At 35.7% G+C, this 21,127-nt stretch carries 18 protein-coding genes; 7 read left to right on the top strand and 11 right to left on the bottom strand.

The window, feature by feature from the left end; translation table 11 throughout:
* Positions 1-431: 431 nt before the first annotated feature.
* Positions 432-617, bottom strand: a complete 186-nt coding sequence (locus tag AC6EJA_RS06285; protein WP_498501816.1) for a hypothetical protein — start codon at positions 615-617, stop codon at positions 432-434.
* Positions 618-1,568: 951 nt separating this feature from the next.
* On the bottom strand, positions 1,569-1,961 hold the full coding sequence (locus tag AC6EJA_RS06280; protein WP_498501815.1) for a YunG family protein: 393 nt from the start codon (positions 1,959-1,961) through the stop codon (positions 1,569-1,571).
* 125 nt (positions 1,962-2,086) lie between these two features.
* Here AC6EJA_RS06280 and AC6EJA_RS06275 point away from each other — a divergent pair, with 125 nt between their 5' ends.
* Complete coding sequence (locus tag AC6EJA_RS06275) at positions 2,087-2,257, top strand: hypothetical protein (protein WP_498501814.1); 171 nt, start codon at positions 2,087-2,089, stop codon at positions 2,255-2,257.
* Between the two features lie 81 nt (positions 2,258-2,338).
* Here AC6EJA_RS06275 and AC6EJA_RS06270 read toward each other — a convergent pair whose 3' ends face one another.
* The 3 genes from AC6EJA_RS06270 to AC6EJA_RS06260 all read right to left on the bottom strand — a co-directional run bounded on the left by AC6EJA_RS06270 (position 2,339) and on the right by AC6EJA_RS06260 (position 3,465).
* Complete coding sequence (locus AC6EJA_RS06270) at positions 2,339-2,578, bottom strand: hypothetical protein (protein WP_498501813.1); 240 nt, start codon at positions 2,576-2,578, stop codon at positions 2,339-2,341.
* A 492-nt stretch (positions 2,579-3,070) separates the two neighbouring features.
* The gene (locus AC6EJA_RS06265) at positions 3,071-3,199 is read right to left on the bottom strand and encodes a hypothetical protein (RefSeq protein WP_498501812.1); all 129 of its coding nucleotides are present in this window, start codon (positions 3,197-3,199) and stop codon (positions 3,071-3,073) included.
* 98 nt (positions 3,200-3,297) lie between these two features.
* Entirely contained in the window at positions 3,298-3,465 is a 168-nt protein-coding gene (locus tag AC6EJA_RS06260) for a hypothetical protein (protein WP_498501811.1), read from the bottom strand.
* Between the two features lie 1,067 nt (positions 3,466-4,532).
* On the opposite strand from AC6EJA_RS06260, the gene AC6EJA_RS06255 reads away from it, so the two are divergent.
* Positions 4,533-4,703: a hypothetical protein gene (locus AC6EJA_RS06255; protein ID WP_498501810.1), complete on the top strand. Its 171-nt coding sequence runs from the start codon at positions 4,533-4,535 to the stop codon at positions 4,701-4,703.
* A 363-nt stretch (positions 4,704-5,066) separates the two neighbouring features.
* Here the strand turns inward: AC6EJA_RS06255 and AC6EJA_RS06250 are convergent, their stop codons facing one another.
* Positions 5,067-5,453, bottom strand: a complete 387-nt coding sequence (locus AC6EJA_RS06250) for a DUF1499 domain-containing protein (protein ID WP_498501808.1) — start codon at positions 5,451-5,453, stop codon at positions 5,067-5,069.
* Between the two features lie 475 nt (positions 5,454-5,928).
* Between AC6EJA_RS06250 and AC6EJA_RS06245 the strand changes: the two genes are divergently transcribed.
* The 4 genes from AC6EJA_RS06245 (at position 5,929) to mrdA (ending at position 9,788) form a co-directional block, all read left to right on the top strand.
* Positions 5,929-6,810, top strand: coding sequence for a tetratricopeptide repeat protein (locus AC6EJA_RS06245; protein ID WP_498501807.1), 882 nt, complete (start codon positions 5,929-5,931; stop codon positions 6,808-6,810).
* A 150-nt stretch (positions 6,811-6,960) separates the two neighbouring features.
* A complete protein-coding gene (locus AC6EJA_RS06240; RefSeq protein ID WP_498501806.1) occupies positions 6,961-7,572 on the top strand; it encodes a DUF8672 family protein in 612 nt (203 codons plus the stop codon).
* 20 nt (positions 7,573-7,592) lie between these two features.
* Positions 7,593-7,976 carry a hypothetical protein gene (locus AC6EJA_RS06235; RefSeq protein WP_498501805.1) on the top strand — a complete coding sequence of 128 codons (384 nt, stop codon included), beginning with the start codon at positions 7,593-7,595 and terminating at the stop codon, positions 7,974-7,976.
* A gap of 9 nt (positions 7,977-7,985) precedes the next feature.
* Entirely contained in the window at positions 7,986-9,788 is a 1,803-nt protein-coding gene (mrdA, locus tag AC6EJA_RS06230) for a penicillin-binding protein 2 (protein WP_498501804.1), read from the top strand.
* 53 nt (positions 9,789-9,841) lie between these two features.
* Here mrdA and AC6EJA_RS06225 read toward each other — a convergent pair whose 3' ends face one another.
* The 5 genes from AC6EJA_RS06225 to AC6EJA_RS06205 form a co-directional block, all read right to left on the bottom strand.
* Positions 9,842-10,351 (bottom strand): NAD(P)H-dependent oxidoreductase, encoded by a 510-nt coding sequence (locus AC6EJA_RS06225; RefSeq protein WP_498501803.1) that lies wholly within the window; start codon positions 10,349-10,351, stop codon positions 9,842-9,844.
* A gap of 34 nt (positions 10,352-10,385) precedes the next feature.
* Complete coding sequence (locus tag AC6EJA_RS06220; RefSeq protein ID WP_498501802.1) at positions 10,386-12,176, bottom strand: flavin reductase; 1,791 nt, start codon at positions 12,174-12,176, stop codon at positions 10,386-10,388.
* 2 nt (positions 12,177-12,178) lie between these two features.
* Positions 12,179-13,960: a flavin reductase gene (locus tag AC6EJA_RS06215; RefSeq protein WP_498501801.1), complete on the bottom strand. Its 1,782-nt coding sequence runs from the start codon at positions 13,958-13,960 to the stop codon at positions 12,179-12,181.
* Positions 13,961-14,088: 128 nt separating this feature from the next.
* Entirely contained in the window at positions 14,089-14,964 is an 876-nt protein-coding gene (locus AC6EJA_RS06210; RefSeq protein WP_498501800.1) for an SWIM zinc finger family protein, read from the bottom strand.
* Positions 14,961-18,125, bottom strand: coding sequence for a DEAD/DEAH box helicase (locus tag AC6EJA_RS06205; RefSeq protein ID WP_498501799.1), 3,165 nt, complete (start codon positions 18,123-18,125; stop codon positions 14,961-14,963). The genes AC6EJA_RS06210 and AC6EJA_RS06205 overlap by 4 nt, the downstream gene beginning before the upstream one ends.
* Positions 18,126-18,462: 337 nt before the next feature.
* On the opposite strand from AC6EJA_RS06205, the gene alaS reads away from it, so the two are divergent.
* Positions 18,463-21,126: an alanine--tRNA ligase gene (gene alaS / locus AC6EJA_RS06200; RefSeq protein WP_498501798.1), complete on the top strand. Its 2,664-nt coding sequence runs from the start codon at positions 18,463-18,465 to the stop codon at positions 21,124-21,126.
* Position 21,127 lies beyond the last annotated feature (1 nt).

Below are 21,127 nucleotides of genomic sequence, written 5' to 3'. Positions count from 1 at the left end.
TCCACTAGGTCAAGCCACCTATTTTTTCCATTAAAGAAGGGAGCGAGATTTTGGTCGCTCCCTTTGAGTCAAGCACTCAACTGACTGAACTAAATTCCCATTCTTTATTTAACTTTAACCCACAGAAGGTGCTGTGACTCCTAATTCATTAATAACAAACCAAGATCAGATGAACATGAGAAAAAACTCCTGTTTAACCAACCACCCAATAATCTTTGTGCTTTCTTAGAGTGAGTTTGAGAAGATCGAGGATCATCCTTTTTCCCTCAATATTTCAACTGAAAGTAATAAGGAACAAGGTGTGGAAGTGTTCCAAGTGAGATTAAAAGTACAGAAAACCAAAGAAAGATCGATGAGAGAGTATTCGACCCATTGGATCTGAAACTACGTGTTGCTTGCATAATTTAGACCTTCTGTTAGTTCAGTGTTTTTTAATATTCAATTGAGCAGTTGCCAAACTGCAAACATTCATTCTCGTAATCAACCTCATCAAAATCAGTTTCATAATTCGAAACCAGATCGCACCAATCGTTCCCTTGCATAGGAACTCCACAAGATTTAGAGAATGTTTCCTTTACGTCTTCGATTGCATGTTTAAAAGGGTTACCGCATGACATGGTTTGACCTCCTAATAGTGCCTTGATTTATATCTACTCCTCCTAATCTAAAAAATCTATAGGACAAAAACCCTAAAGTATTAACTCTGATTACCGCACAAAGAAAGACCCCTGAAACCAATCAGGGGTTTGGGTTTTTCCGACCATTGCAGAGACCGCACGAAAGGTGACTCTGTTCACATCAGGAGGTGTGAGATGCCTCCTAAGAGTCAATGCACATTTTCCTTTTTTAATATCTTCGAGAGTGCGATGACTCTTGATTTATGTCTACTCTCTTTATTAGAAAATATCTATACAGAGAACCCAAATGTAGAAATACTTTGGTGTTCTTACCCATAGCAATTCCCATTCAGTAGTAGTAATACAGTCTAAGGAGTCAACGCACTTCCTTAGGTCTGGAGTGATGGACTCAAAGGGGGCGACCAAAATCTCGCCCCCTTACTACTTTTGAGGTATATCTACGACCAGAAAAAGAGACAAGATTTGGACAGTAATTATTGCAACTAAGCAATGGTTCACTAAATTTTTACAAGTGAGGCAGATGCTTTAGTTGATGACTTCGGAAATAATCCACCACCACAGATAGGACCTCAATCTTATTCAGGAGATTTTCACGATAAAGGAGATTGATTTCATTCATTTAAATTGCATTAAGAAAGGGACCCTGCTGCTTCAGCGACCTTGAGTCCCTCTCTTCATTTACAGAACGTTTTTTGGTAAGGAGTTGTTCTGCTGTACCTTTTCTAATCAATTCCACAAAGGGTCTGCATCCGAAAAAATTCCTAATTAAATGTCGTCTTCACTGTTTCCGAATGGGTTGTATTTGATATCAAAAATGAAAACTAATGCTGTGCTTAAAAGCAGTAATCCAAAAATAATTTGTGGAGGTGGAAATATCATTAGACCACTCTGGAAAAGGCACAAAAATAACTGCCCAGTTCTTTGCCTACTTTACTTTTTCTGCATCTCTTCAATAATTGCCATCAAATGTTCTTCTTTTTTCTTTTGAGTAGCAAACCCAGTTCTTCTACCTTGTTCTTTTAGATTTGATGCTATTCCAGACGAAGGCGTACCAATGTTATTCAATGAATATTGCTTGCTAGTCAGATCAATAACTTCACCTTTTTTAGTTTCACACCACCAATGGAACTGCCTGTTCTGATCTTTCACTTTCCATAAAATTACCTTTCCTGCTACTAGATTTTTCAGAACCACACTTGCGACGTAGGACATTCCTTCATAAGGGTTTTTAGTGCTCTTTTCACCTTGTTCATAAAACTCTTGAAGAGCAGCATTTACTAATGAACTTGCTGCCTCTATTTCAGGGTCTTGAGAATAATTCATTAAAATCGCATTAACCTATTAGTTTATTTTTTCACAACGGCATTTTTTTACTACGGATTTTTTGCTCTCGTCTTCAAAGGTTATAGATTAGGGAAGTTGGTCGTTTTTTATACGAGGGATAAAGATTGATCTTTCAATTAAATAACGGAACATCCTTTAGCCAAGAAGAGGTAATAGATCTAATGGTCTCATTGAGTACAACTGACGCAAATTCAGAAAAGAAATGGAGAGGTTTCTATTACTCTTTATCGCAGTCAGAATTGCACATTGAGTGGGACGTTTATTGGAAAATCTAAAGACATAAAAAAGGGTGAGACCTAATTCACCCCTTTTATGTTGATAAGTTAATTAGTTTAATAAACTTTTAGACCTAACCACTAGTTTCCACCATTGCAGAAGCGAACTGCATCGGAAGAACTTTTACCAGTCGCTTGAACCTCTTCAACACATTCGTTGAATACTTTTGATTCTTGTTTCACAGAACAAAAACTCAAGGCGATTGCAGCAAGTGCGACAGCAGAAACAACACTAGAACCTAGTTGAATAAGTCCATAAGCAAACATCGCTTTGCCTTTTCCACCGCATTTTGTTTTGCTTTTTTTATTTTCTTCAGTCATTAAAAAAAAATTAGTTACTCCTTCAACCTAATTGATTGATTGGTTAAACACTCTCAAAAATTTGTGGAGAATACCGTTCTATTGATTTATTTAGGTTTTTGCTTTTTGAAATCTAAATGGACACAAAAAAACCTGCCCTAAAGCAGGTCTTTTAGAAGATCATTCGCAAGTGTTTCCTTGTTTCCACTGCGGAGGATCTCAACTCCTCACTAATCAAAGATAATCAAGGTTACGACAAGAGGAATGTTGAGTATTTGAGTTCTTCAACTGTCACATGTGCCAATTCTCTCAAGCCAACCATTAAAAAAGCACCCTACTTACGCCAAGTCGAGTGCTTTTTACAACAGAACTATTGTGTGAGGGGTTGTTCTGTTATTTTTTTCTACTCCTGTCTGCACCTTTTGTCACTAGGGAAAGACAAACTGATGAGAAGCTGCAACATAGGAACAAGAATTAAGTATCCAAGAATAAGTGGACAGTTAAATAAAAATCTCACTTTTTAGATAGAAACTTATATGCCCAATAACCACCTAAACCAATAATTGCTAATAGAAGCAATTCACTCACGGTTCCTATCAAAAAGATCATTGCTAGTGCAGATAATCCAATTTTCTTGCCCATCGAATTAGATTTATCAGTAATGTGCCACCTGGGAAGAAAAGGTATGAATTGATCATGTTTCTATATCTCTTTTAGCGAACTTTATTCATTCCAGGAAGTCATTTATTATTGAATTGATTCCACCTCCAATCCAATGCTTCTTTGCTTGGGGAATATTTAAGTTGTCGAATATTTGATTTCATTACCCGTAGAGAACGTAAATTAAAATCCGATTGAGGAATTATTTCTAAGGAATTGAGATCAATAGTCCACTTATCTTCATCCAATAGTGCTTTGATTTATACCTGCTCCTTCTATTCAAAAATATCTATAGGAAAAAAATCCTAAATTCTTTCTGCCAAAAAATTTTCTGCTTGTAGCAGTAAAAGGTATCTTTCTCTACCTTAGAACTCTTTTTTAAAGTGTCGTTCTGCTCATTATTTTCTAATCAATTCCTAAAATATCTAAAAAGAAAAAAATTTTATGAATCAATTCACATAACTATACTAATCACTGCAATTTCCAAAGTTTCTATCAATTTATTAAAGCAAGAATTTTCTTGCCCTTTTGTAATCAGACCTTCTTTCAAATTCACTTATACATAACGTCTTTATGATTAATTTTTCATAAAATATTGTCAATTATCCAACCTTCAATTGGGTTATATCATCTATGGTAGAAACTTTTGACTAGTAATAGCATCAACTTCTTAATTAAATATTTTTACAAAATAGATACTTGATCATAGAGTTTTTTTCTGCCTTAAGTGTTAATGTGCCTTTGGTTTTAATTCTATACTGAGATATTTTGAATGTTTTTATAGAGAAAATATTCATAACTTATTTGCTCTAAGCATTAGATACTTTGTAATATTAAAAAAGCACATTTCATGAAGAAGGGGGCGAGATTTTGGTCGCCCCCTTTGAGTCCATCACTCCAGACCTAAGGAAGTGCGTTGACTCCTAATTCTTTTATAACTTATTTTAGTGCCTAAAACTAGGGGTAAAAATACCAGAGTATTTTTACTAAATATGGATCTCGATGATAACTAATCCATCAATAATGTAGTTATTTTAGAAGTAATATGTTTTACTTTAGCTGTAAAGAGATTAAATAACCAAAAACTACTGAGGTCAATCAGAGGTAGTGTTGTTCCGACAGTTTCAGAGAGACTGCGCAAAAGGTGTTTTCTCTGTCTAATTTTCATTAATAGAGTTATTGAAATGATATTTAGCATTACTTCTTCCACTTTTCAAAAAGCATCGAGCAATACTGAGAAGTTAATTGGTTTTAATAAGTTTTTTCTTAAGAGTCAATAAAAGTAGTACTATTCAAACACAATAGCAATATTTTTATGACTAGGAAAAGAGACAAAATTTGGACCGCGATCATCTCAACCAAGCAGTGGTTCAGTAAACTATTCACAAGTGAGGCAGATGCTTTAGTGGATGATTTTGAAAATAATCCACCACCAGAAATTGGTACTCAACCCTTTTCTGGAGATATTCACGACAAAGATGATTGATTAATTTTCTGAGATAATAAATTTGTAGAGTAAAAATTATATTAGTAGGGTGATATAGATTCTAAATATTTCCAATAATTTTTTCTTCCCATAAGTGCCTTAATAGCCTTTTGTAAAATCTCATTGATTTCTCTTTCGAGTTGCAGGAGGTTTTAGACAATAAAAAACCGCCTTTCTTGGAAAAGGCGGTTTTTTGGATCTGGCGCAAGTGTTTCCTTGTTTCCACTGCAGAGGATCCATACTCCTCACGGTAGTATTTTTACTCATCGGAGTCTTTTTTGCAACCCCTTTGTTGATTGATTTGTCTGAACTGGTTAATTCATGAAATTTTTGAAGAAAAAGCCATTATTGCAAATCAAACTTTTACTTCAATAATTCACTTTTTAACAAGTCCACTCGCTTTTGATTGACCCCAAAATCTCCATCACCAACTCTAGATTCTGATCTAACTATCAATCGTTTAGTATTTGGGCTATAACTAATTTCTAAGTCATCTACATACTTCATAATTCGACTAGTAATCTCAGCATGTAGATAATTTTCCTTAATTTCAACTAATTCTGTTCTTGGAGTGTTTGAAAGAATTTTTTGAGTTTTATTCAAAGGTTCATTTATATTTTCAACATTCCATTCTTCTTTTACACAATGATTAATCTCGACACAAGGGGTTAACTCTGCAAAAGAGGCTTGTGATGGTAAGGGGGATACAAGAGCCAAATAAATTGAAATAAAGATAAAAAAAACTTTCATAATTTTGGGATAATGAAGTGTCAAGGAGAAAATCTTGGTTTGAGTGGAATGACTTTTTTCTCTAATAAGCCCCCTAAGTCGAAAGGGTATTTAATTATGGCGTGTAGAATAGGTAAGTGCGATTGTGCCTTTTGATTGACCTAATAATTTATGGTGATATTGTGGAATTATTCATCATATGAATTTTTAGATATTCATGTTTTTAGTAGAGAGTTATTTATTTCGTATATAGTAAATTTATAGGGTATCAAGTTGAATATAAATATGTATAAGTCAATCAAGCATCTTTCATATTTAAAATTGAACTCAGGATCAGGTAGCAATTAAACTATTTAAATTAAAAATTTTTTTATAAACTATCATTTAGTAGAAATTAATTTGACTTTATAAATTTTATGAAAACTTTAAATGCTCAACTACTTGTTTATTCATAAATTATTGTTAAAGTTTATTATATAGATTTAATTCAATAATTATGCATGCTTTTAAACAGCTCATCAAGCTATCCTTCTTTTCGATTTTAATTTTTTGTCCTCATGTTCATGTTCTTTCAAAGGATCATGTGCTTCAAAGTTTTCATGCAAAGGCAGTTGAAAATTATAAAAATAAGGACTATAAAAACGCTATTTTGTATTTTAATAAGATTATCCAGTCCAGGCCAAATAATGTTAATTCTTACTATAATAGAGCAGTCACATATGAAAAGTTAGGTGACTATGATAGTTCTTTCTCTGATTATACTAAAGTTATTAAATTGAGAGCTAAAGAGCCACTTGCTTACCTCAATAGAGCTAATTTAAGTATGAAGCTTAGAAATTATAAGTCAGCGTCCAAAGATTATAATAAAGCAATAGAAATTAGTGATATGGATCCTAATTTATACTTAAAAAGAGGTGAATTAAGAATAATTTTAAAAGATTATAATGGTGCCATTAGTGACTTCAATAAATCATTTCAACTGAATCCTAAAAATTTTACAATATTGCTTAAAAGAGGGTATGCAAAAAATAAAATTAATGATTTATATGGTGCATTGAATGACTACTCAAAATTTATCAAAAATGATGACCAACAATTTGAAGCTTACTTTAATCGTGGTAATTTATTTAAGAAAATTAAAAATTATGATTCTGCAATTAGGGATTATAATACTGCCCTTAATTTACGTCCCAATTCTATTTCGATCTTGAGTAATAGAGCGTATTCGAAGTGGAAAAATGGCGATCTTACTGGTAGCTGTAGCGACAAAAATCAATTAATAAAGTTAGGAGATGAATCCTCAATTAATTGGATTAAGACATTACCAGGAGCATGGTGTCGTGAAATTTTGAATCTCGCGGAATTAAATTATTTTTAAAAAGCTTTAATTTTTCCTACAGGCATAAAAAATCACGGAACCTTGCTTGTGTCCATATTTAATAGTTAACTTAAAATGCTGATTTTTTTCTAAATTTGGACTGGTTTATTTTTCTAACTTAGATAATCTGGCTTAATAGCATAAATCAAATTGACGGTAGTTCAACAAGCTGATTTACAGCTTAATCGACGTCTTCAAAATGACAGTATAAAAATCGCAGATAAAGTCATATACATAAACCCTTTTTTATATTGGCGTAGATTTGATAGTAATACAGACAGGTGGCTTCGAGAGCCTGGTCAACTCACTGAAGAGCAAATAGCAATGAATAGAGGGAGGTTTTATCCTGAGCTGGATTGGAATTATTTAGAAGATGATCAAGCAGCAGTGAAGGATGGAGCAGTTGAAATGTTTCTAAAAACCCTTGATTTGATAAGTACATATCATCCTGAATTGAATGCTAGTCATATGCTTGAAATAGAGAGAAAAATGGCTGTCACTAAGAAACTAGCATTTGAGCGTTGGGTTGATAAGACCTTTCGACGAAGGTCTAGTCAACTTCGAAGAGAGAGGCAAAGATTTGCTCGAGAGAGATTTATCAGGTCATGGAGAGAATGGGTAGGTTTAGAGACAACGCAACAAGCTTTTGTTCCATTCATGGCAAGTTTGATCTTTGCGGGTTGCTTGGGTTGGTCTATAGGAATTTCAAATAATAGTTGCACCCCATTTTTCGCGCCCAACCAACAAAATGTTATTAAATAGTTATGTGATTCATTTTATTTATGCCCGAAGACTTGATAGAAGAAGCTCGTTTTACTTTTATGCAGGAGGTGCTCCCAGTAGGCTTGGCAATTTTTGATAAGCTTAAAAAAGGCGGTCCAAGGGATCTACTTGATGTTTTAACCTCTGAGGAGCAATTTCTAAAAGTCTTGAAAGATGAGGGCGAGGATGCTGCAAAATCCTTTCGTGATCAGCTTGATTTGATCATTCCTGGTCTTGGTAATCCAGTTGTTTCTGTTGAGGTCAAAGTTGATACATCCTTTGATGATGATTCTGATAGTATTGATCTTGAATCTTTGTTGTCTGTGCTTGATAGAATTGATAAACGTTTAAATACCTTAGATAATTTGTTAGAAGATAAGTCAAATATTGAATCATTAGATTAATCAAGTCATATGAAAAGTGCATTTTCTTCAAAGCAAGTAAATAAAAAAAAAATTAAAACTCGCAGTCAGCCAAAAGTTTTTCTGATTTTATTGACATCTACATTTGTATTAATAATAGCCAGATTATTTTTTTTACAGATTTTGCAAGGTCGTTACTACAGCAAGTTGTCAGACGAAAATCGAATTAGATTAATTGCATCTCCTCCGCGAAGAGGCAGATTTTTGGATAATTCAGGAAAAATATTAGTTGATAATAGATTATCTTATTCTCTTCTTTTAGATCCTTCAATTGTTCCTCCTAAATTATGGCCCTCCTATAGGGACAAAATATCAAATCTGTTAAATATTGATGCTAGAAATTTAGATATTTCTTATTCAAAAGGAGTACAAAAGAGTGATTTAAGAATTACATTAATTCGTGATTTGTCTGACCAAAATATTATAAAAATCAAAGAGCAGCAAAATCATCTTACTGGGATAAGTTTGAATCAAGAATTTGTAAGAAGTTATCCCTATGGATCTTTGGCAGCCCATACATTTGGATATACTCAATTAATCACAAATAGTGAATACAATAAATTATCTAAAAAAGGATATTTATTAAATGATCGAATAGGAAGAGCTGGCCTGGAAGCAGCCTATGAAACACATTTAAGAGGGCAGTGGGGTGGTGAGATGTTGGAAGTTGATTCAGAGGGAGCTTTTCAAAGAAGTTTGGGTTTTAAGTCACCAGAGGCAGGTAAAGATCTGAAACTAACTATTGATTTAGCACTTCAAAAGGCTGCTGAAAAGGCATTAGAAAATATCTCTGCGGGTGCCATTGTGGCATTAAATCCTAATACCGGAGCTTTACTGGCTGTTGCAAGTAAACCAACTTATCCTCCAGATTTTTTTGTTAGAAAACATACTTCCCAAAAGGAGTATGACGAGACTTTTTCCACTAAAAATTTGCCTTTTTTGAGTCGAGCTTTAAATGCATATGACCCTGGTAGCACATGGAAGATAGTTACAGGTGCTGCAGGACTTGAGAGTGGCAAATTCCCCCCCGAAGTGACACTGAACACGTTTCCATGTATTCCCTATGGCAGTCATTGTTTTCCTGAACATAATAAAAAGGGTTTTGGCCTTCTTGGTTATGAGGATGCTTATAGAGTTTCAAGTAATACTTTTTTCTATCAAGTTGGTTTTGGTTCTGGTTCTGATGAATTGTATAAAGCTGCTAAAAAATTGGGATTTGATCAATTTACAGGAGTAGAACTTAAAGCTGAGGAAAGTAAAGGATTAGTAGGTAATTCTGTCTGGGCTGAAAATGGTAGAGGGTGGGCAGAACCCGGAACAACTCCATGGATACCTGAGGATATTGCTAGTGCTTCAATAGGACAATCTGTCGTACAAGTGACCCCATTACAATTGGCGAGAGCTTATGCGGTTTTTGCTAACGGTGGATATCTAGTAACACCTCATTTTGTTGATGGTAATAAAGATTGGGAAAAAGCCCCATATCGACAAAAAGTTGAATTTGCATCTTCGACCATTGAGACAATTAGAAATGGATTACGACAAGTTGTGGCTAGAGGTACAGGTATGATGATTAATTTCAATATTCCTGACTTACCTCCGGTTGCAGGAAAGACTGGCACCGCTGAAGATAGTAGTGGTGGAGAAGATCATGCTTGGTTTGCGTGCTTTGCCCCCTTTGAAGCCAGCGAGATAGTGGTTATTGCTTTTGCTCAGAATACTCCTGGGGGTGGTTCGGTACATGCTTTGCCTTTAGCTCGTCAGGTACTTGAGGTATGGAATCTAATTAGATAAAATTATGATCAAACATTGATAGAAATTTATAGTCAATACGAATAGAATAAAAACTAATATTGTAATAGTCTTGAAATAATATCTTCAATCGTATCGTCTGTCGGCATTTTATTTTTATTGCTTGTAAGCTGCCGACCAATCACTTCAGAACCTAAGTGAGACAACTGGATTCTTAATGAAATCATTAATTCCATACACCCTCCTCCAGAGTGGCTGGCTATGGCTACACGACGACCGTTAAATAATTTTCTAAAATCTGAATCTTGAACAGATAGCCATGCAATTGCATTACTTAGTAATGGTGGGATGGAGCCATTGTACTCAGGTGCACAAAACACCCATACTCTTGAGTTATGCATTTGTTTACTCAATTTTTCTAAACTGATAGCAGAATTTCCAAGCTCTACTTTTCTTGGGTTATAAATAGGAAGATCAATAGTTGTTAAATCAACTATGTCTGAATTGATATCTTTTTTTTCTGCGACCTCAAAAAATCTTTGAGCGAGTTTCAGATTTTCACCGCTACTGGCAGTGATGATTAAAAGATCTTGTTGATTGCTCATTGGCTCATTTGATTAATTAAATCAAGGTTAAAAGTTAGTAGTTAGTACCCGTCCGTCGATGATGGACAGCTGTAACTTCATCAGCTTTTAGAACCTTACCATTGTTGATTTCACAGTATATTACCCAGTGATCGCCACATTCCATTCGATCTTTTACAGAGCCCTCTAACCAGGCGATTGCATCAGGTATTATAGGTTGTCCTTCTGGACTTTCGTCAAGAATTAGACCAGATAATCTGTTTTGACCTGGTTCAAATGATCGAAGGAATTGCCCCATGATTTTTTTGTGGTTTTCTATCCCCAGGATATTTAAAACAAACATGTCTCCTTTATGTAGAAGACTTTCTACAGCACGATCTTTCGCTACAGATATACTTAGACCAGGTGGAGAAAAACTAGCTTGACTTACCCAACTTGCTACCATTGCTCCAGTAATTGCTTTATCGTCATTACCCTTTTTGGCTGTGAGGATACAAAGCGAACCTACGATTCTTCCAAGAGCTAATAAAGCTGGATCGCTTTTACTTGAAATCAACCCGCTTCGCGTTTTTGGTTTCTTTTTGCGAAATTTTTGAAGTAATTTTCTGCCAAATAGTGTTCCTGTTTCTTCAATTGTCTTTACCATCAACCCATCTGGCTTGAATTTTATTTTTATTGGTTTAAATCCAAAAGTAAAGCCGCCATCTCTAAGTTTATTCTCTAATAAGTCAAGTGCTTCTCCACTCCATCCATAGCTACCAAAAATGCCAATAGGATGCTTCCTGTCTCCATCACTAAGAAGTGCTCCTAAGGCAGAAACAATAGGTGTTGGGGCATGGCCACCAAGCGTTGGAGAGCCGATTAAATAACCATCAGCTTTTTGTATTTTTTTGATGAGTTGATTTGAGTCCATAAACTCACAATTAATGCTCTCAACTTTTATTCCTGTCTTTGATACACCTCTTCCTAAAGCATCGGCAATAGCGGCTGTATTGCCATAAGCACTAGCAAAAAGGAGGATGACATGTAGATCTGTGTCTTCTTTTATTTCACACCACCTCTGATAATCTTTTAGTAGACATCTCCAACTACTTTCAATTGCTGGTCCGTGGCAAGGCACAATACTTCTAATATCTAAAAGCTCTAATTTTTCTACTATTGAGTTTACTTGACTACTCATTGGTGCCATGAGGCATTCGTAAAAGTATCTTCGATCCTCTTCAGTGCTTGCTGGTGTATTCTCACACCATTCTTTTGTGTATATATGTGCACTGAAAAATTTGTCACTCATTAACATACCTGTCTTTTTTTCGAGCACCATCACCTCACCAGGCCATCGAGCATTTGGAGTAGAAATTAACTGGAGTTCGTAATTATCGATATGGATGTTTATTTGGTCTTTGACTAATACAATGCTTGGAAAGTTAGGGATCTTTTCAACTTTTTCTTGGTTAGGTTTTATTTGATTCCATAACTCTTTGAGTATTTTTGCTCCTGGAGCAGAGCAATATAAAGTCATATTTCGGTAACGTTTTAAAAGTTGTTTTAAAAGATCAACTCTTTTAGGATTGATTTGCCCAACAACAATATAAATTTTTTCTATATTAGAGTCGATATGTCTTTCAAGTCGTTCAAGAAAAAGTTCTGAATACGCAAAACTTGGTGGATGAATGAGTATCGGTGTTGAATTTTTGTCTTTAGGTGTAAACAAAAAAGAGTTAACGGTACTACCACGCTCCATCCCATATTCAATTTCAAACCTAACTTTTTTTGGGCTGAGTCCTCTAATGCAAGTGATATTTTGATCAACTTCAAAATCGATAACAGACCTTTCTTGTCCTTCCATTCTTAATAATTACTTCCAACTCTTCTGTGATGTACAGCTGTTTTGGCTTCATTATTGGCTACGTTTCCTTCTTCTACTGTTGCATAAATAATCCAGTGGTCTGGAGTCTCAAGTCTTTGCTTCACATTGCAATCTAAATAAGCAAGTGAATCTGCAAATACAGGCCCACCTTTAGCGATATTGAGAACTTCTATTCCTTCAAATCTGTCGACACCAGGAGGGAATCGTTTAAGGAAATGTCTAAATAAATGCAGGTAATTATCTTCTTGGAGAATATTGACAACAAAATTATCTCCAACTTGCATGAGTGTTTCTATTGCTCTATCTTTCGCAACTGCAACTGTAAGACCTGGAGGCTGAAAACTTGCTTGACTAACCCAACTAGCGACCATTGCGCTACTTCGAATACTTCCTTCATCAATCTGTTTAGCTGTGACGATATAAAGCCCGCCACTTAATCTTCCCATGGCTTTTGATAGATCGCCATCTAAGTTTTTGATTGCTGCTATATTTTTCTTGCGATTCAAAAGCTGTCCAAGATCAGTTCCTGCTTCTTCAAATTTTTGATAGGTTCCACTATCAGGAGTTTCGCGAACTCTTAATGGAGAGAATGCTTCTCTTTGCCCAAGATCTTTTAAATTACTTGTTATGACGTCTATAGGTTCATCGTTTCCGCCAAAGGCGTCATAAACAGCTACGAATTGTTTTTGTTTCAGAGATGCAAAAAGCGTGCCAATTGAGCTTTGTAATTCAATATTTGGCTCGGTAGGCCAGGTTGGTAAAATTACCGCTGATGCTTCGCTTACTAGAGCGCTTAATTCCTGCTGATCTGTAGCAATCAGATCAACTAATTGTACTTGTGATTCTGTCTTACTGATTCCATGAGCAACGGCTTGACTCAACCTGTCACAATATCCGTATTGGCTTAAATAACATACGGCAACATAATTTTCTCCTTTATTTATGTCACGACTCCATTCTCGGTAATTGTTGATCCAGGTATTTAAATTAAGCTTGAGTAGTGGGCCATGACCAACTGCAATCATATTAATTGTCGGAAGCTTATCGATTTTCTTCAAAGCTTGTATTACACTTCTCGCGTTAGGTCCCATAAGACAATCATAGTAAAATCTAAAATCTTGTGAAATTTTTTCTGGATTGGAGTCATATAAATCATCAGAGCAATAATGCAATCCAAATGCGTCGCATGTGTAGAGTATTCCAGTGCCGTGATCGAATGAAAAAATCGTATCAGGCCAATGTAAATTCGGAGCGCTAATAAACTCTATTTCGTGATTAGTTTTGCTAATCACATTAATTCCAAGCTCAAGTTTTTCACCTGTTTTTACCGCATGTGAATTGAACGGCTTATGAACTTGATCTTTTAGAAATTTTATAGCTACTTGTGATCCGACAATTACTATATTTGGGTTTAAATCGACTAAGAAACTTATCAATCCTGAGTGGTCTGGTTCAGTGTGACTCACTATTAGGTAATCAATGCTTTTTGGATCAGTGTTTTTACTGAGTTCATCGAACCAAGTACTTTTGAATTTTAGATGACTTGTATCAATAATTGCTGTTTTTTCGCCTTTTATCAGAAAACTATTGTAAGTGGTTCCATTTCTTAAACCAAATTCAATATCGAATCTGCTTCTATTCCAATCTAGTGAGCGAATGGTGTGCGAGTCGCTAGCAATTTTTTCCGATTGCAAGGATAACTTCTGAGATGCTTCTGCGGGTATCTCGGCTGCTGTTGGTTTGGATGTAGCAGTTACGGCCATGATTTTGGTGGGTGGTAAACGCCTAAGTGCTCAATAAAAGATTCTGAGTTAGTGGTTATAAATACCTATTATTACATTTTAGAACAACTTCAGGCTAAAAGTGGTTTTCGCTTTAATTAATTGAACTTTTATTCAGATGCTTTCATTGCTTGCATCATTGCTCGCTCAGCGAATGATTTCCCTTGCTCTGTCAAGTGCATCATAAAATTTTGCCCAGCATTTGGAAATTTTGGATCTTCAGCAATAGGTAAATCTCCGGCATCTGCAATGCTTGTTCCTCCATCGACAGGGGGAGTTATTACAACTAAATCGCTCTTGAGATTGCTGTTGTATTGCCACCATTTAGAAGGATCTTTTATTCCAGAGACTTGTGTGACTGAAATTTTATTTTTTTTGAAATTTTTTTGTTCAAGTTGATGAGAAGCTTTTTTTGAAAGAGCTTGTCTTCTGTGCTCAGCTAATTCAGCGAGAAGTTTGTTTCTACTTCTTCCTCTTAATTGAAATAGAACGAAAGGATCTTCTCGAAACCTTTCTCCCATCAAAAAATAAACTGCACTGACATGCTTGCAAGGATTGGCTTTATCTGGACAGTTACATTCACTTCGTACTTCTTGTAGCTTAAAAGGAAATAGCCTTTTACCACTAGCGGCAAAAGCTCTTTCGATGTCACGAGGCATTAAACCTGCCAGTAATTGAGCTGACCAACTTGCTTTTTCAGTCATTGCTTCAAGTATGTATTGCCAGTCTTCATCACTGAGTACTTCAAGCCACAATTTGACTTTATAGGGATCTTCCCCAGTTCCTTGCACTCTGGCATGGACTCTTCTGCCTTCAAATCTGATTGAAGTGACGTTGCCAGCTCTTGCATAACTCCATGCTCTTTCAAGTCTTTTTTTGAACCTATATGAATTAATCAACTCCATCCATTGTTCAACCCACCAAGGTTGAACTTTTAACCCTTGGGTATCAAGTGATGAATCAATTTTTAGATATTTTTCATTCATTCAATTTCTTCTAGTTTTAAAAGTTCTTCAAGCTCATCAGTGTGAAGCTTACCTAACCAATTTTCTCCAGATCCGATAATTTCGTCAGCAAGCTTAGATTTTGACTGAATCATCTTGTCAATTTTTTCCTCAAGTGAGCCATTGGTTATGAACTTGTGAACCATTACACGTTTTTTTTGTCCTATTCGATATGCACGATCCGTAGCCTGGTTTTCTACTGCTGGATTCCACCAACGGTCAATATGCAAAACATGATTAGCTTTCGTGAGATTTAATCCAGTGCCACCAGCTTTAAGTGACAAGATAAATATTTGAGGTCCTCTAGGATCTTCCTGAAAACGATCTATCATTTCTTGTCTATCACTTTTTGTTGTTCCACCATGTAAAAAAGGAACTTCTCTTTCCCATTTGTTTTCGAAATATCTTTTTAAGAGATGTCCCCATTCTGCAAATTGAGTAAAAATGATTGATCTATCTCCTCTATCAAGAATTTCATCAAGAATTTCATCAAGTCTTTGCAGTTTTCCTGATCGACAATGAAAATTTGAGTCTGTTTCTACTTCTTTTAGAAAAAGAGCAGGATGATTACAAATTTGTTTGAGTTTAGTTAACAAGCCTAATATTTTCCCTTGTCGTCTACCAGGTGAAGAAGAGTTGATTTCATTCAAAGTTCTATCAGTAGTTTTTTGATAAAGGTCTTTTTGCTCATCGCTTAGGGATACCCATTCAGTTAATTCTATTTTTTCGGGCAGGTCTGAAATAACATTTTTGTCTGTTTTTAATCTTCTAAGTATAAATGGTTTAACTCTTGTTTTAAGATCCACTAATGAGGCGTTATCTCCAAATTGTTCAATTGGAAGTTTATACCTTTGATTAAAGAAGTTTTCTTCTCCCAGCACCTTTGGATTCAAGAAGTTCATAAGGGCCCAAAGTTCACTTACTCTATTTTCTACCGGCGTACCAGTTAAAGCTATTTTAAGAGAATTATTTTTTAATTCATTAGCAAGTTTTCTAACGGTTAAACTTTGTTTTGCTTTTGGATTTTTTATAGCCTGGGCTTCATCAATGACAATTCCTTGCCAATTTATTGCTTCTAATAAATTATTATTTCTATGAGCAAGCCCATAGCTAGTAATAACAATGTGTATTCCCTTAAGCGATTGGGTTATTGATTTTCTAGTTAAAGGACGTTTTGGGCCATAATATTCAAAAACTTTTAAATTAGGAGTGAATGTTTTTGCTTCTCTTTTCCAATTTGTAATCACTGATGTAGGTGCAATCAATAAGATTGGATTTTTTAATTCTTGCTCAATAAGTAAATGTTGAATAAAAGCCAAAAGTTGAATCGTTTTTCCTAGGCCCATATCATCAGCAAGACATGCCCCTTGGTCAAATCTACTTAAGAAAGCTAGCCATCCTAATCCTTTTTCTTGGTAAGGTCTTAGTTGACCATTAAACCCGGGGGGAGCAGCTAAAGGGTCCGGTGATTTTTTTTGATGGTAGTGAATTAAAACGTTTTTTAATTTCTTACCAGGGGAGAATTCATGCACGGGTAATTTATGAAAAGTATTCCCATCTGTTGCAGTAATTCTTAGTGCATCATCTAAACTCAAATGATGATTACATTCACAAAATTTCTCTGCATTTTTCAAGTCATTTGGTCTTAATTCAATCCATACATTTTTATGTTGAACAAGAGGACTTTGTTTATTAGCTAAATTTTTGAGTTGATTTAATGTAAGAGTAACGCCTCCAATCATTAGTTCCCAAATCCAGTCAAGTTTTTCACCAAGAATGTATCCTGCGGAAGTTGTTGATATCTCTGCTTTAATTGATAAACCAAGTCTGCTAGCTAAACCCCCAGATAAACTTTTTGGTAGTTCTACTCCAATACCTATATCTCTTAACTTATGAGAGGCAACTCTTACAAAAATAAATGCCTCGGCTGGACTTAACTCCATTGATGTCGGTGTGGCAATATCAAGACCTCTCTCAATAGTATCGAAGACTGTTATTGCTCTCCCTAAGCCTTCTAGAAAAATTTCGCTCGCTTGACATATACGAATGTCGCCAATTTGGAGTGCATCTGATCCCGCAGCCCATACATCTTTTGCTGTTACTTTTAGGCTATGATCTGCCTCTGCTTGAAGACAGAAATTTAATATCCAGTTCTCTTTGCCGTCCTCCGGAATGAATAGCTCTAAGCAGGTTCTTGCAGGGGCCACGCCACCTGATATACCTTCTTTCCAATGATGGCTTGCATTTGCTAATCGTAAAACATCATCCTCTGGTAAAGATATAACTCCAGAATCTGAGCAAAGTGCCTCTTCCCATGCATAAAGTAAGTTGTCAAGGCCCTTTTCTTCAGATTGAAATTGTCTTCGTAGTTGAGCATCCACAAAATCCTGCAAGAGACTTGCAACTCTTATGCGGCTGTTTCTTGGCCTACATGATGCAATTGGATTTGCTTCTCTCAAAGCTTCGGGACGTAATCTGGTCGCGCGATTGGATCTTCTGCCAGCTGGCTCTCTCCATGGCAAAGCACAAGTTGCAACCAAGGGTAAGCTTGAAGCAAATTCTTCTAGTTTTCTTCTATCATCTTCACGGTTGAGAATAGGTACCCATCTAGCTCGATGTGGATAGCCTTCACCTTTACTTAGCTCTACTTGGGGTAGCCATCTACCCCTTGCAATCAAGCTAAGTGCCCATCTTTGAAGATGAGTCCACCATAGAATCTCATCTCCGAAATCTGATGATTTTTTAGTTAGGGGTAAATTAGATAACCACTCTGTTGAAGCAGCAGGTTCTATTGCAAATCCTTGCACTTGCCAAGGCCACCACATGCAATTATTTGGTATTGGTTCTCCAGCAAGTAAAGGTAATCCCATCCATAATCTTGAGTTATTACTTTCTTTAATCGTTTTGCTTGGAAGTGTTAAGCATGCGCTTGCTTGAATTATTTCGTTGGGAACTAAGTCTTTTTTTATTAACCATTCACGTAGTTCATCTGCTGTCAGAGCAAAAGGATGAGTAGCTGGACTTACTGTTGGCCCAGTTGCTTCTGCTACTTGCCACGTATCAGCCCAAATGAGCATCGCAGGTCTTCCAGAACTTGTGGAGGAACGTATTGCTGGGAGCCAAGTGGCGTGAAGGAGACTCATAGAAGCTACGAAGAAATCGTGTCTAAGGTCTATGCAATTTGCAAGAAACTCAATTGTGAAACTCTCGGCAAGAGTTTCATTTACAATGATGACAGGTAAAGTGTTAACTCGTCATCTGTTTGATTCAATTCAAAGTTAATTTATTTAGTTCCATTGATGTCTAAAATACAAAATCATTGGATTGTCTCACGCATGATAAATTCAAGGGAATTAATGCGATTCCATATATTTTGGTCTAAAAGATCAATATGGTCTTCATAAATTCTTAAAATGATCTTCAAATTACAAAAACACACTTAGATAATGTTTCTTTTCTTTGTCCAAGGGTAATTAAGCTATGAATAATAAACACACTCAATCACATGCTCCCGCTAGACCAATAAGTGGGGATCAAATTAGAAGTGCTTTTCTAGACTTTTACCAGAAAAAAAACCATAAAGTTCTACCAAGTTCGTCTTTAGTCCCTGAAGATCCAACTGTTTTGCTAACTATTGCAGGAATGTTGCCTTTTAAGCCAGTTTTTTTAGGTCAACGTGCACCACAGGCAAACCGGGTTGTCACCAGTCAAAAATGTATTCGTACAAACGATATTGAAAATGTTGGGAAAACAGCAAGGCATCATACTTTTTTTGAGATGCTAGGTAATTTCTCTTTTGGTAATTATTTCAAAAAGGAGGCGATTGCTTGGGCATGGGAGTTGTGTATCGAGGTCTTTAAGTTTTCACCTGAAAATTTAGTTGTTAGTGTTTTTCGAGATGACCATGAGGCTGAATTAATATGGCGAGATGAAGTAGGTGTTAATCCAGATAGGATAATTCCTATGGGTGAAAAGGACAATTTTTGGTCTTCAGGAGCTACAGGTCCATGTGGACCTTGTTCAGAAATTTATTATGATTTTAATCCAGAATTAGGCACTAACGGAATTGATTTAGAAAATGATGAGAGGTTTATTGAATTTTATAACCTAGTATTTATGCAATACAATAAAGATAATGACGGCAATTTACTTCCACTAGATAATTGTAATATTGATACTGGTATGGGTCTTGAACGAATGGCCCAAATTCTTCAATGTAAACCTAACAATTATGAAACCGATTTAATTTTCCCATTAATCCAAAAGATTTCTCAGATTTCAAATCTCGACTATTTCAAAGTAGGTAATAAGACGCAAACCTCTTTTAAAATAATTGGTGATCATATTAGGGCAGTCATTCAGCTTATTTCAGATGGGGTTAATGTAAGTAATATTGGAAGAGGATATATTTTAAGAAGATTAATTCGTAGAATGGTTCGTCATGGACGTTTGCTAGGCGTTAGTGAACCATTCCTAGGGGAATTAGCTAGAGAAGGGATTGAATTAATGAAAAATTCTTATCCACAATTAATTAACGATAGAAATATGGTCATTTCAGAATTAGAAAAAGAAGAAATTAGATTTTTGGAAACTCTTGAACGTGGTGAGAAGATTCTTGATCAAATTATATTAAATGGTTCTGGAAAGGTAACAGGTCAGCAAGCTTTTGAGCTGTATGATACTTATGGTTTTCCACTTGAACTTACTCAAGAAATAGCAGACGAAAATAAAATAGTAGTTGATATTGAAGAATTTAATTCTGCTATGGAAGAACAACGTAAGAGAGCTAAAGAGGCAGCATTAACTTTTGATTTAACTGTTCAGGATGCTGTTTCGCTCGGGGCTAGAAATGTTACAGATACAGTATTTCGTGGTTATGTTGATTTGGTTATGGAGAGCAAAATCATAGCTATTTTTTCTGATGGTAAACCTACTTCCAGAGCAGTAGAGGGAGATAAAGTCCAATTAATATTAGATCAGACACCTTTTTACGGTGAAGCTGGTGGTCAACTTGGCGATAGAGGTATTTTGTTTGGAGATCAATTGATCATTGATATTCAAGAGGTAACTAGAATCAATAAGGTCTTTGTTCATAGTGGTTTTGTAAGAGAGGGGATTGTAAAAAAAGGTATGCGTTTAACCTCAAAGGTAGATTTTTATTCTAGAAATTGTCTTCGATCTAATCATACGGCTACGCATTTGTTGCAGTCAGCTCTAAAATTAGTTATTGATGATTCAATCGGACAACGTGGTTCGTTAGTTGCCTTCGATCACTTACGCTTTGATTTTAATGCCTCTTCTGCTCTTTCATCTGATGAACTGAGAGATATAGAAATACAAGTCAATAAATGGATACTTCAAAATCATTCTATTGTTGTAAAAACTATGCCAATAAAGCAAGCTCTTGACGCTGGTGCTCTAGCTATGTTTGGTGAAAAATATGGTGATGTAGTAAGAGTGGTAGATGTCCCGGGTGTTTCAATGGAGCTTTGCGGTGGAACACACGTTACTAAAACATCAGAGCTTGGGGTTTTTAAGATTATTTCTGAGGTTGGAGTTGCCTCAGGAATTCGTCGTATTGAAGCTGTTTCTGGACCATCAGTGCTAGAGTTTTTGAATCAGCGAGATGTAATTGTCAAACAATTATGTGATTTATTTAAAACACCCACAGCAGAAATTGTTGATAGAGTTCAAACTTTGCAGAAAGAAGCTAAGGAACTTTCTAAAGAATTAAAAGACGTCAAGAAAAACTTGGCATTGGCTAAAGTCTTAGCTTTAGCATCTCAAGCAACTCATATCAATGGATGTAAATTTTTAGTTGAGAGACTCGATGGCGTTGATTCTTCTTCTCTGCAGTCCGCAGCATTACAGCTATTGACTCAGTTAGGGCCTAATTCTGCAATTTTATTAGGCGGAGTTCCCAGTAGTGAGTCCCAAAATAAACTTGTGTTTATTGCTGCTTTTGGCGATAAACTTGTTGAGGATGGTTTAAACGCTGGTAAATTTGTAGCTATTATCGCAAAGTTGTGTGGCGGCGGCGGCGGCGGCAAGGCTAATATTGCGCAAGCTGGTGGACGTGATGCCAAAGCCTTAAACACTGCCTTAGAATTTGCTCGGAATAAATTCGAAGAATTTTTACAGTAAC

The sequence above is a fragment of the Prochlorococcus sp. MIT2309 genome (assembly GCF_059772305.1).
This window is presented reverse-complemented; position numbering and strand designations above follow the sequence as displayed.

What these genes read in the sequence shown, in the direction of transcription:
- AC6EJA_RS06270 (WP_498501813.1), bottom strand. Translation starts at nt 2,578, where the DNA reads ATGACTGAAGAAAATAAAAAAAGCAAAACAAAATGCGGTGGAAAAGGC.
- AC6EJA_RS06225 (WP_498501803.1), bottom strand. Translation starts at nt 10,351, where the DNA reads ATGAGCAATCAACAAGATCTTTTAATCATCACTGCCAGTAGCGGTGAA.
- AC6EJA_RS06215 (WP_498501801.1), bottom strand. Translation starts at nt 13,960, where the DNA reads ATGGCCGTAACTGCTACATCCAAACCAACAGCAGCCGAGATACCCGCA.
- AC6EJA_RS06280 (WP_498501815.1), bottom strand. Translation starts at nt 1,961, where the DNA reads ATGAATTATTCTCAAGACCCTGAAATAGAGGCAGCAAGTTCATTAGTA.
- alaS (WP_498501798.1), top strand. Translation starts at nt 18,463, where the DNA reads ATGAATAATAAACACACTCAATCACATGCTCCCGCTAGACCAATAAGT.
- mrdA (WP_498501804.1), top strand. Translation starts at nt 7,986, where the DNA reads ATGAAAAGTGCATTTTCTTCAAAGCAAGTAAATAAAAAAAAAATTAAA.
- AC6EJA_RS06265 (WP_498501812.1), bottom strand. Translation starts at nt 3,199, where the DNA reads ATGGGCAAGAAAATTGGATTATCTGCACTAGCAATGATCTTTTTGATA.
- AC6EJA_RS06255 (WP_498501810.1), top strand. Translation starts at nt 4,533, where the DNA reads ATGACTAGGAAAAGAGACAAAATTTGGACCGCGATCATCTCAACCAAG.
- AC6EJA_RS06285 (WP_498501816.1), bottom strand. Translation starts at nt 617, where the DNA reads ATGTCATGCGGTAACCCTTTTAAACATGCAATCGAAGACGTAAAGGAA.
- AC6EJA_RS06250 (WP_498501808.1), bottom strand. Translation starts at nt 5,453, where the DNA reads ATGAAAGTTTTTTTTATCTTTATTTCAATTTATTTGGCTCTTGTATCC.
- AC6EJA_RS06205 (WP_498501799.1), bottom strand. Translation starts at nt 18,125, where the DNA reads ATGAGTCTCCTTCACGCCACTTGGCTCCCAGCAATACGTTCCTCCACA.
- AC6EJA_RS06245 (WP_498501807.1), top strand. Translation starts at nt 5,929, where the DNA reads ATGCATGCTTTTAAACAGCTCATCAAGCTATCCTTCTTTTCGATTTTA.
- AC6EJA_RS06235 (WP_498501805.1), top strand. Translation starts at nt 7,593, where the DNA reads ATGCCCGAAGACTTGATAGAAGAAGCTCGTTTTACTTTTATGCAGGAG.
- AC6EJA_RS06210 (WP_498501800.1), bottom strand. Translation starts at nt 14,964, where the DNA reads ATGAATGAAAAATATCTAAAAATTGATTCATCACTTGATACCCAAGGG.
- AC6EJA_RS06220 (WP_498501802.1), bottom strand. Translation starts at nt 12,176, where the DNA reads ATGGAAGGACAAGAAAGGTCTGTTATCGATTTTGAAGTTGATCAAAAT.